At 66.7% G+C, this 9777-nt stretch carries 11 protein-coding genes and 1 tRNA gene; 6 read left to right on the plus strand and 6 right to left on the minus strand.

From position 1 onward, the window contains the following. Positions 1-30: 30 nt before the first annotated feature. The 5 genes from lptB to CH339_RS07155 all read right to left on the minus strand — a co-directional run bounded on the left by lptB (position 31) and on the right by CH339_RS07155 (position 3356). On the minus strand, positions 31-873 hold the full coding sequence (lptB, locus tag CH339_RS07135) for an LPS export ABC transporter ATP-binding protein (protein ID WP_111433633.1): 843 nt from the start codon (positions 871-873) through the stop codon (positions 31-33). Between the two features lie 164 nt (positions 874-1037). After that, a complete protein-coding gene (locus tag CH339_RS07140) occupies positions 1038-1610 on the minus strand; it encodes an LptA/OstA family protein (RefSeq protein WP_111433634.1) in 573 nt (190 codons plus the stop codon). Continuing rightward, on the minus strand, positions 1607-2377 hold the full coding sequence (lptC, locus tag CH339_RS07145) for an LPS export ABC transporter periplasmic protein LptC (RefSeq protein WP_111433635.1): 771 nt from the start codon (positions 2375-2377) through the stop codon (positions 1607-1609). Before lptC ends, CH339_RS07140 begins: the two co-directional genes overlap by 4 nt. 150 nt (positions 2378-2527) lie before the next feature. Continuing rightward, a complete protein-coding gene (locus tag CH339_RS07150) occupies positions 2528-3142 on the minus strand; it encodes a ribonuclease D (RefSeq protein ID WP_111433636.1) in 615 nt (204 codons plus the stop codon). A gap of 127 nt (positions 3143-3269) precedes the next feature. Then, positions 3270-3356, minus strand: a tRNA-Leu gene (locus CH339_RS07155). A 160-nt stretch (positions 3357-3516) separates the two neighbouring features. On the opposite strand from CH339_RS07155, the gene CH339_RS07160 reads away from it, so the two are divergent. From CH339_RS07160 to CH339_RS07180, 5 genes are all read left to right on the plus strand, one after another. Next, on the plus strand, positions 3517-4488 hold the full coding sequence (locus CH339_RS07160; protein ID WP_111433637.1) for a complex I NDUFA9 subunit family protein: 972 nt from the start codon (positions 3517-3519) through the stop codon (positions 4486-4488). A gap of 63 nt (positions 4489-4551) precedes the next feature. After that, on the plus strand, positions 4552-5376 hold the full coding sequence (locus CH339_RS07165) for an undecaprenyl-diphosphate phosphatase (protein WP_111433638.1): 825 nt from the start codon (positions 4552-4554) through the stop codon (positions 5374-5376). Between the two features lie 121 nt (positions 5377-5497). Further along, the gene (locus tag CH339_RS07170; RefSeq protein WP_111433665.1) at positions 5498-6190 is read left to right on the plus strand and encodes a glutathione S-transferase family protein; all 693 of its coding nucleotides are present in this window, start codon (positions 5498-5500) and stop codon (positions 6188-6190) included. 106 nt (positions 6191-6296) lie between these two features. Beyond that, a complete protein-coding gene (gene queG / locus CH339_RS07175; RefSeq protein ID WP_111433639.1) occupies positions 6297-7445 on the plus strand; it encodes a tRNA epoxyqueuosine(34) reductase QueG in 1149 nt (382 codons plus the stop codon). After that, positions 7442-8353, plus strand: coding sequence for an NAD-dependent epimerase/dehydratase family protein (locus tag CH339_RS07180; protein WP_111433640.1), 912 nt, complete (start codon positions 7442-7444; stop codon positions 8351-8353). Before queG ends, CH339_RS07180 begins: the two co-directional genes overlap by 4 nt. 6 nt (positions 8354-8359) lie before the next feature. On the opposite strand, the gene CH339_RS07185 is transcribed toward CH339_RS07180, so the two are convergent. Beyond that, positions 8360-9013: a TetR/AcrR family transcriptional regulator gene (locus tag CH339_RS07185; protein WP_111433641.1), complete on the minus strand. Its 654-nt coding sequence runs from the start codon at positions 9011-9013 to the stop codon at positions 8360-8362. A 185-nt stretch (positions 9014-9198) separates the two neighbouring features. Here CH339_RS07185 and CH339_RS07190 point away from each other — a divergent pair, with 185 nt between their 5' ends. Beyond that, positions 9199-9666: an EF-hand domain-containing protein gene (locus CH339_RS07190; protein WP_170138435.1), complete on the plus strand. Its 468-nt coding sequence runs from the start codon at positions 9199-9201 to the stop codon at positions 9664-9666. The last annotated feature ends 111 nt before the right edge of the window (positions 9667-9777 follow it).

Here is a 9777-nt window from a genome sequence, read left to right on the forward strand (position 1 = left end):
GCCTTGCCCCTTTTTAATAGGATGTTCCGACTAAAGCGTAAACCGCTCGCCGAGGTAAAGGCGGCGCACGTCCGGATCGGCGACGATCTCGTCGGGGCGGCCTTCGGTGAGGACGGCGCCGGCGGCGATGATGTATGCGCGGTCGATGAGGCCGAGGGTTTCGCGCACGTTGTGGTCGGTGATCAGGACGCCGATGCCGCGCTGGGTGAGGTGCCGGACGAGGGCCTGGATGTCGCCGACGGCAATCGGATCGATGCCGGCGAACGGCTCGTCGAGCAGCATGAAGGCCGGCCTGCTGGCCAGCGCCCGGGCGATCTCCACCCGCCGCCGCTCGCCGCCGGACAGCGCGATCGCCGGCGAATCGGCGAGATGGGAGATGCCGAACTCCTCAAGCAGTTCCTTGAGCTCGGCCATCCGCTTCTTGCGGTTCGGCTCCGTCACCTCCAGCACCGCAAGGATGTTGTCGCGCACGGTGAGGCCGCGAAAGATCGAGGCCTCCTGCGGCAGGTAGCCGATGCCGAGCCGGGCGCGCCGGTACATCGGCAGGCCGGTGATGTCGAAGCCGCCGAGTTCGATGGCGCCGTGGTCGGGCCGGATCAGGCCGGTGATCATATAGAAGACGGTGGTCTTGCCGGCGCCGTTCGGACCGAGGAGGCCGACGGCCTCGCCGCGTCCGACCGCCAGCGTGACATCGCTCACCACCTGGCGCTGGCGATAGCTCTTGGCGAGGCTGCGCACGGCCAGCACGTCGCCGCCGGGCGCCGCCGCCTCGGCGGCAACGATCTGCGGCCCGGCGGGCTCGATCGCCGCATCGCCGTCGCGGCGCGCGCGCCGCGGCCTCGCCGGTGCTCCTCGGCCGGTCAGTCGGCCCATTAGCCCGCGCATCTTCAAGCTCGGCTCCTCCCGAGGCAACTCGCTGCCGCCGCGCGCAAAAAAAACGGCAGTCCGATTATCCGAAGTATGCAGCGTGAATCGTTCATGGGGGCGTCATATCCGTCTCGCCGGCATCTGTCGAGCGGACCTTCCGGTGCGCCCCGTCAATTCCCGGGCGGGGTTTTTTCTTTGCCAAGGCTCTTGGGCTGGATCAGCATGCGGATGCGCGACGGGCTGCGGAATTTCGCCTGGCCGGTCTTCATGTCGATCTCAAGGACCTCGCCCTGGATCACATTGGGGCCCTTCGACAGCACCACGTTGCCGCTCACGGTAAGCTGTTCCGCCTTCAGGTCGAAGACGGCCTTGTCGCCGGTCGCCACTTGGTCGCCGGAGGAGACATAGACCTTGCCGCCGGCCTCCAGCTTGGAAATGTCCTGCGCGCCGCCCTTGGCGCCCGGCCCGCCGGTATAGAAGACCTTCAGGTTCTGCGCCTTCAGCACCGCGTTCTGCTGGCGCACATTGACGTCGCCGCGGAAGATCGCGACCCGCTCCTTGTCGCGCACCTCCAGTTCGCGGGCCTCGATCTGGATCGGATCGTTGGAATTGACGCCGAGGCCGGTGAAGGATTCGGTGAACGTCTGGGCCGAGGCGGCGGGCGCATACAGCACCGCACCGGCGAACAGGACCGCGACAGCGAGGCGCGCAGTCGTCCCAGGGGTTGAAAAAAAGCGGGTCATTGGCCGGTTCCTTGTTCGCCGCCGGATGCGGCGGGGGCCGCGGCGCCTTCCGCGCGCGGCCGTTTTGTCTTGGCGGCGTCCTTCAACTGCGAGGAAACCTCTTTCGGCAGCTTGTTCCCGGCCGCCGGATTGAGCGTCATCTTGATGCCGTCGCCGAAGAGGATGGTCTGGCCGTCGTCCTTGACCTCAAGCCGACCGGCCTCGATCGTCCCCTTTTCCGAGGTCAGGCTGAACGGATCGGCGCTGGTCACCACGCCGTCCTTCAGGTTGATCTCGGCGCCGTTCAGCGTCGCCTGGTAGCCGAGGCTGGAATCGATGGTGATCCGGTCGGTCAGCGAGAGCGTCTCGCTGCTGCCGTCGAAGACGCCTTCGACCGCCTTGAAGGTGGCCCAGGAGCCGTCGCCGAGTTCGACCCGGGCGCCGATCTTTTCCATGGTGATGACCTTCGGGTTGGCAAGGCTCTGCACGGCCCGGTCGGCGGTGACCTCATAGGACCGGTTCTGCTTGTCGTGGCCGGACAGCCGCGGATTGGCCATGACGATGCCGTCGCCGCCGAAGCTGAGCGCCGACAGGTCGATGGCCGGCGCGAAGGTGGAGATCACCACCATGCCGGCAATCACCGCGACGATGACCGCGGCAACGCTCGGCAGCACGATCTTCAGCCGCCGCACCCGCCGGCTGTGGCGCACGGCGTCGACACGCGCCCGCTCGCGCTGGCGCGTGGCAAGCGGCGCGGGGCTGTCGGCCGTGGTCGGGTGCGCGGTCACTGGGGCTTGGCGGTCCTGTCGCCTGGATCAAGGAAAAGAAATGCGCGCACGGGCGTCATCTGCCGTCCGCGCCGCATCCGGTTCCCACAACAATATGATGGATTTCGGGCGGATCGCCAGTCGCCGGGCCGTGCCGCCTGTGTCGCGGCATCAGGAATGGGCGAAAATATCCTGTTCCGGCCAGCCGGCAAGGTCGAGCTTCGCCCGCGTCGGCAGGAAGCGGAAACAGGCCTCGGCCATCTCCGTGCGCCCCTCGCGGGCGAGCATCGTCTGCAGCCTGTCGCGGAGTTGGTGCAGGTGCAGCACGTCCGATGCGGCATAGGAGAGCTGGGCGTCGCTGAGGGTCTCGGCCGCCCAGTCGGAACTCTGCTGCTGCTTCGACAGGTCGATGTTCAGCAATTCGCGGCAGATGTCCTTGAGGCCGTGGCGGTCGGTATAGGTGCGCACCAGCCTGGAGGCGATCTTGGTGCACCAGACCGGCTCCGGCATGACGCCGAAGGCGTGATAGAGCACGGCGACATCGAAGCGCGCGAAATGGAAGATCTTGACGACATCCGGATCGGCGAGGAGCCGGACGAGGTTCGGCGCCTCGCTCTGGCCGCGGGCGATCTGCACCACGTCGGCGGTGCCGTCGCCGGGCGAGAGCTGCACCACGCAGAGCCGGTCGCGATGGGGATTGAGGCCGAGGGTTTCGGTGTCGATGGCGACCGAGCCCGTGTAGCGGGACAGATCGGGGAGGTCGCCTTTGTGGAGCCGGATGGTCATCGGTGTTCCCGTGGTCTTGCGGGCGGGCTGCTCATCCCTCCGGCCGTCCAACGAAAACGCCGGCCGCCCCGTTTCCCGGGCGCCGGCGCCGAATGAAGCGGCCGGGCGTTTTTTCAAACGCTCCGGATGGTGCCCAGGAGAGGACTCGAACCTCCACGCCCTTTCGAGCACTAGCACCTGAAGCTAGCGCGTCTACCAATTCCGCCACCTGGGCCAACGGCGAAGGAGCTTTAAGGGTCGCTTGCCGGCTTGTCAATCGGTGTGTGCGGCCGCGGCAGCATCGATGCCCCGCCGCCGCCCCTGTACAGGCTTCGGGCGAGCGGGTAAGAGAAATGCGAACCTTTGCATTCGGCTTCGAACGGCGGTGGATTCCAATGGCAGTCTCGCAGAACTCCAAACTGGTGACGGTTTTCGGCGGATCGGGTTTCGTCGGCCGCCATGTGGTCAGGGCGCTGGTCGCCCGCGGCTGGCGCGTGCGCGTCGCGGTGCGCCGGCCCGATCTCGCCTTCTTCCTGCAGCCGATCGGTGCGGTCGGCCAGATCCACGCCGTCCAGGCCAATCTGCGCTATCCCGAATCGATCGAACGGGCGCTCGTCGGCGCCGACGCCGTGGTCAATTCCGTCGGCATCCTGGTGCCGAGCGGCAAGCAGACCTTCGAGGCTCTGGTGGCCGAAGGCGCGAAACAGATTGCCGAGGCCGCGGCCAGGGCCGGCATCACCAATGTGGCGCACATCTCCGCCATCGGCGCCGATGCCGAATCGGCCGCCGGCTACGGCCGCGCCAAGGCGGCCGGCGAGGCCGGCGTCCTTGCCGCCGTGCCGGGCGCGACGATCCTCAGGCCCTCCATCGTTTTCGGGCCGGAGGACGACTTCTTCAACCGCTTTGCCTCCATGGCGACGATGTCGCCGGTCATCCCGCTGATCGGCGGCGGCACGAAGTTCCAGCCGGTCTTCGTCGGCGACGTCGCCGAGGCGGTCGCCATGGCCCTTGAGGGCAAGACCGAGCCGGGCGGCGTCTACGAGCTCGGCGGGCCGGAGGTGAAGACGTTCCGGGAATGCATCGAGGTGATGCTGGAGGTCATCGACCGCAAGCGCGCCATCGTCTCGCTGCCGCTCCGCATCGCCAGCATGCAGGCCTGGCTGCTGGAGAAGCTGCCGAAGCCGATGCTGACCCGCGACCAGGTCAGGATGCTCGCCCGCGACAACGTCGTCTCCGAGGAAGCGAAGGCGGCCGGCCGCACGCTGGAAGGCCTCGGCATCGAGGGTCGCACGCTGGAGGCGATCCTGCCGACCTACCTGACCCGGTTCCGGCCGCGCGGCCAGTTCAACATGCCGCGCACGGCCTGACGCCCCTCCGATCGATGGCCGAGCGGGGCGCTTCCCCGGATCGCCCGCCAGGATGCCTCTTTCATGTCCATTGAACAGATCGTCGTCCTGGCCATCGTCCAGGGCATCACCGAGTTTCTGCCGATCTCCTCGTCGGGACACCTGATCCTGATCCCGGCGCTGACCGGCTGGCCGGACCAGGGCTTGATCACCGACGTCATGGTCCATGTCGGCTCGCTGTTCGCCATCCTGGTTTATTTCTGGCGCGATGTGCTGACGATCCTGAAGGGCTGCGTCGACCTTGCCCGCCTGCGCTGGACATGGGCCGCGCGGCTTGCCGCCTACATCATCGTCGGCACCATTCCGGCGGTCGTCGTCGGCCTGATCTTCAAGCTCACCGGCTTCCTAGACTATATTCGCGGCGTCGAGATCGTCGCCTGGAACGCCGTCATCTTCGGTATCCTGCTCTATGTCGCCGACGCTTTTGGTCCGCGCCTGAAATCGATGGCGGAGATGCGGTTCGGGCCGGCGATCATCATCGGCATCGCCCAGTCGCTGGCGCTGGTGCCCGGCACCAGCCGCTCCGGCATCACCATGACGGCGGCCCGGGCCATGGGCTTCAGGCGCGACGAGTCGGCGCGGTTCTCCTTCCTGCTCGGCGTGCCGGCGATCTCCGCGGCGGGCCTCCTGACCTTCCTGGAGGCCTATGAGACCGGCGAGCCGATCCCGACCGATGCGTTTTATGCCGCCGGGCTCACCTTCTTTTCGGCGCTGGCGGCGATCGCCTTCCTGATGGCCATCGTCAAGCGGATGAGCTTTTTGCCGTTCGTGATCTACCGGCTTGCCCTCGCCTTGGCACTTTTCGCCCTTATCTACGGCTGGATCCCCGGGGTGGCGCCGCCCGCCTGACCGAATCCGCGCGACGTCTCGCGCGAGTGTTCCGGTTGAGTGGAACCGGTTTGCCCCCTATAGACGTTTCCCCGGTTCACGATACCCGGCGCATGTGGCGCCGGGCTTTGAACGAAATGCCATGCTGACCCTTTACCACCAGCCCTTCTCGCCTGCCTGCCGCTTCGTCCGTCTCGCGATTTCCGAGCACAACGCCGAAAGCGATCTCATCGTCGAGCCGTTCTGGGAGCGCCGGCCGGAATTCCTCAAGCTCAACCCCGCCGGCGAACTGCCGGTGCTGGTGGAGAACGACGGCCCGCCGATCGTTGGCGCCCGGGCGATCATGGAATATCTCGACGAGACCCGCGGCTATATGCAGGAAAGCCGCCGGCTGATGCCGGACCACCCGGAAAAGCGCGCCGAGATGCGCCGCCTCGTCGACTGGTTCCTCGACAAGTTCGACCGCGAGGTCGGCGGCATCTTCGTCCACGAGAAGGTGTTCAAGCAGGACATGCCGCAGCGCTGCGGCGGCGGCGCGCCGGATTCGGCCATGCTGCGCGCGGCCCGCGCCAACATCCGCCCGCATCTGCGCTATATTGGCTATCTCGCATCGATCCGGAACTGGCTGGCCGGCGACCGCTTCTCCTACGCCGATCTTGCCGCCGCTTCGGGGATTTCCTGCGTCGACTACCTTGGCGAGGTGCCATGGGAAGAGGACGAGACCGCAAAGACCTGGTACGCGCGGGTGAAGTCGCGGCCGATCTTCCGCCCGCTCTTGAACGAAAAGGTGCGCGGCATGCCGCCGTCGCGGACATACGCCGACCTGGACTTTTGAGGCCGGGTCGCAACCGTTTTCCGGAGGGCATCGACGACCCTCGTTCCAGGATGCGCGGAGGATATGGCGGGCGAGGCCGTCCCGATTGTTGTGTGAGGCCCGGTCGATGCCCGACAAGCTAAGACCCGCGCTCGAGGCGCGCGCAAAGGCTCTTGGCTTTGACGCGGTACGCATCGCCCCCGCCGATATCGGCGAAACGCCGGGCGAACACCTTGCCGACTTCGTCGCTGCCGGCCACCACGGCACCATGGACTGGATGGCGATGACGCTGGACCGTCGCAGGAGCCCGCGGGCACTGTGGCCCGAAGCGCGTTCCGTTGTCGTCCTCGGCCTCAATTACGGCCCGGAGCGCGACCCGCGCGAGATCCTGGAAAAACCCGACCGCGGGGCGATCGCGGCCTATGCCGGCAACCGCGACTACCACGACATCGTCAAGGGACGGCTGAAGCAGCTCGCCGGCTGGCTCGCCTCCCGTGCCGACTGCGACGTCAAGGTCTTCGTCGACACCGCCCCGGTGATGGAAAAGCCGATCGCCGCCCATGCCGGTCTCGGCTGGCAGGGCAAGCACACCAACCTCGTCTCGCGCGACTACGGCTCCTGGCTGTTCCTCGGCGAGATCTATACGACCCTCGACCTTGCCCCCGATCCGCCGCTCGCCGACCATTGCGGCTCGTGCCGGGCCTGCCTCGACGCCTGTCCGACCGGGGCGCTGCCGGAGCCCTACCGGATCGACGCGCGCCTTTGCATCTCCTACCTCACCATCGAGATGAAGGGACCGATCCCGCGGCATCTGCGCCCGGCTATCGGCAACCGCATCTATGGCTGCGACGACTGCCTCGCCGTCTGCCCCTGGAACAAATATGCCAGCGCCACCAGGGAGATGAAGCTTGCCGTCCGCGACGATCTGGAAGCCCCCCGACTCGCCGACCTGGCAGCGCTCGACGACGCGGCTTTCCGGGCGTTCTTTTCCGGCTCGCCGGCAAAACGCATCGGCCGCGACCGCTTCGTGCGCAACGTCCTCATCGCCATCGGCAACTCCGGGGACACCGCATTGCTCCAATCGGTCAGGCCGCTCCTGGCCGACGAATCGCCCCTGGTGCGCGGCGCTGCCGCCTGGGCATTTCGGCGCCTTGCCGCGCCGGGCGCGATCGAAACGACGCGCACGCAGAGACTGGCGCTTGAGACCGACACCGATGTGCGCGCAGAATGGGCGGCAGAAAAAGAACGCGAGCGTAAGGAGGAAACGGGGCAATGAGCGGGGCAGGGGAGCGTTTGTTCGTGTTCGGGTTCGGCAATTCAGCAAAGGCGCTCAATCGCCTTGCCGCCGACCGCTTTGCCTCGATCGCCGGCACCACCCGCAGTCCGGAGGGCGCCGAGGCGCTGGAAGAGTTGGGCGTCGACGCCTTCGTCTTTGACGGCACCAAGCCGGGCAGGGGCATTGCAGATGCCCTCAAGTCGGCGACCTATGTGCTGTCCTCCGTGCCGCCGGGCGAGGACGGCGATCCGGTGCTCGCCCACCATGCCGCCGACATTGCCGCGGCCCCAGGGCTGCGCTGGGTCGGCTATCTCTCCACCATCGGCGTCTATGGCGACCATCGCGGCGCCGTCATCGACGAGGAGACCCCGTGCCGTCCGGCCAGCCCGCGCTCGCGCCGCCGGCTGGAAGCGGAAGCCGCCTGGACCGACCTTGCCGAGGAGATCGGCGTGCCGGCCGCCATCTTCCGCCTTGCCGGCATCTACGGCCCCGGCCACAACGTCATGGTCCGGCTGATGAAGGGAACGGCGCGGCGGCTGGTCAAGCCCGGCCAGGTCTTCAACCGCATCCATGTCGACGACATCGCCTCGATTGTCGCCGCGGCCATCGCCGAGGATTGCGGCGGCATCTTCAACGTTACCGACGACGAGGCCGCCCCGCCCCAGGACGTCGTTGCCTTCGGGGCCCAACTAATGGGCGTCGAGCCGCCGCCGGAGGAGGACTTCGCCACCGCGGAGCTGTCGCCGATGGCCCGCTCCTTCTACGGCGAATCGAAGATCGTCTCCAACGACAAGGCGAAGTCCGTTCTCGGCTGGAAGCCGCGCTATCCGGACTATCGCAGCGGCCTGAAGCGGCTCTGGACAACCGGCGACTGGGACGCGGAAACGACGTCCGAGCGCAAGCGCTGAGCCGGCTCAGCCCTCGTCCTCTGCCTTCGCCGCCGCCGGGGCCGTCAGCGCCCGCACGCCGGCGATCGCCGCATCGGCAAGCTGCGAGACCGCGATCTCGAATGTCCGGTCGCCGGAGGACTGCAGCTCCGTCAGCCAATCGGCAATCGGCGGCGGCGGCAGGATCGCCGTCATGAACCAGCGCGCGGCAAACGACTTCTGTCCGGCGGTCGCGCCCAGCGTGATGGCGGGCGACAGCAGCAGGACGATCTGCGCCTCGGTCTCCGCCATCTTGCCATTCATCAGCGCCGGCATGTCGATCTTCGGCGAGATGATCTCCCAGCCGATCACCCGCGGCGGCTCGAAGCGCTTGGAGGAAATCCCCGTCAGGATGTGCCGTATGGCGAAGTCGTGCACGTGACCGACCGTCAGGCCCTCGAGGTCGAGGGCGTCGACGGCCGTGCCGAGATCATCGGTGAGATCGGAGATCGCGGCCGCCAGGACTTCCCGGTATAGCGCGTCCTTGCTGCCGAAATGGTAGTTGACCGAGGCGATGTTGGTGCCCGCCCGGGCGACGATCTGGCGGATGCTGGTGCGGTCATAGCCGTATTCGGCGAAGCTCTTCTGCGCCGCTTCCAGGATCTGCTGGCGTGTGTCCTTGGTATAGGGGCTGCGCGGCATCTCTGACTTTTCCCGAATGGTTACGCGTCACTGATCGCCTCGCGCAAGAACCGTGTCAGCGTTGTTTCAAACGGTTGTTTGAAACAACGCTGGCTCGCCCGTTGCTACCCGTTATCCGCCATCGGACCAACCGATGGTCATTCCAGGATCGGAATGACTGACATTGGATGAGAGGAGTAACATCAATGTCAATCGGTGCAGTTTCGGGAAGTATGCCCGATTTTTCCGCCATGAAAGCCATGATGGAAGACGCCCGAGCCGAACGCTTCGCCAAAGACGATGCCGACGGCAGCGGTGGGCTTTCGATTGAAGAATTCACCGATGCCCACGAAAACCGTCCCCAGGGATCGGCAGAAGTTGCCGGCGGCCCGTCTGTCGAGGAAATGTTTGCCCAGCTCGACACCGACGGCGACGGCGAGGTGACCGAGGCCGAACTCGAGGAAGGTGCCCCCAAAGGTCCGCCTCCTGGACCTCCCCCGGGCGAGTTCTCGTCCGAAACGTTCTCCAGCCTGCTGTCGGTGCAGGAAGAGTCCTCGTCCGGTTCGATAACCGATCTGCTGTCTTCCGGTAGCGAAGCCAGCAGTGAGGCGACGGAAGAGGACCTGCTTTCCGAATTGATGGAAAGCCTCATCGGCACGGAGGAAACCGCCTAGATCGATAAGGGCGGAACTTCATGCAGGGAGACGTCTCGGCCGGGAGACACCCCGAAGCCACGAGGCTTCGCAAGGGCGACCGCCCGCCGGCGCCGATGCGCCGCCCCGCGG

It is taken from the genome of Rhodobium orientis, assembly GCF_003258835.1.
GTDB classification, from domain to species: Bacteria; Pseudomonadota; Alphaproteobacteria; order Rhizobiales; family Rhodobiaceae; genus Rhodobium; species Rhodobium orientis.

Bases quoted from the DNA above. Each gene is read 5' to 3' on its own strand.
- lptB (WP_111433633.1), bottom strand. From the start codon at position 873: ATGGGCCGACTGACCGGCCGAGGAGCACCGGCGAGGCCGCGGCGCGCG.
- CH339_RS07140 (WP_111433634.1), bottom strand. From the start codon at position 1,610: ATGACCCGCTTTTTTTCAACCCCTGGGACGACTGCGCGCCTCGCTGTC.
- CH339_RS07150 (WP_111433636.1), bottom strand. From the start codon at position 3,142: ATGACCATCCGGCTCCACAAAGGCGACCTCCCCGATCTGTCCCGCTAC.
- CH339_RS07160 (WP_111433637.1), top strand. From the start codon at position 3,517: ATGGCAGTCTCGCAGAACTCCAAACTGGTGACGGTTTTCGGCGGATCG.
- CH339_RS07165 (WP_111433638.1), top strand. From the start codon at position 4,552: ATGTCCATTGAACAGATCGTCGTCCTGGCCATCGTCCAGGGCATCACC.
- CH339_RS07170 (WP_111433665.1), top strand. From the start codon at position 5,498: ATGCTGACCCTTTACCACCAGCCCTTCTCGCCTGCCTGCCGCTTCGTC.
- queG (WP_111433639.1), top strand. From the start codon at position 6,297: ATGCCCGACAAGCTAAGACCCGCGCTCGAGGCGCGCGCAAAGGCTCTT.
- CH339_RS07180 (WP_111433640.1), top strand. From the start codon at position 7,442: ATGAGCGGGGCAGGGGAGCGTTTGTTCGTGTTCGGGTTCGGCAATTCA.
- CH339_RS07185 (WP_111433641.1), bottom strand. From the start codon at position 9,013: ATGCCGCGCAGCCCCTATACCAAGGACACACGCCAGCAGATCCTGGAA.
- CH339_RS07190 (WP_170138435.1), top strand. From the start codon at position 9,199: ATGTCAATCGGTGCAGTTTCGGGAAGTATGCCCGATTTTTCCGCCATG.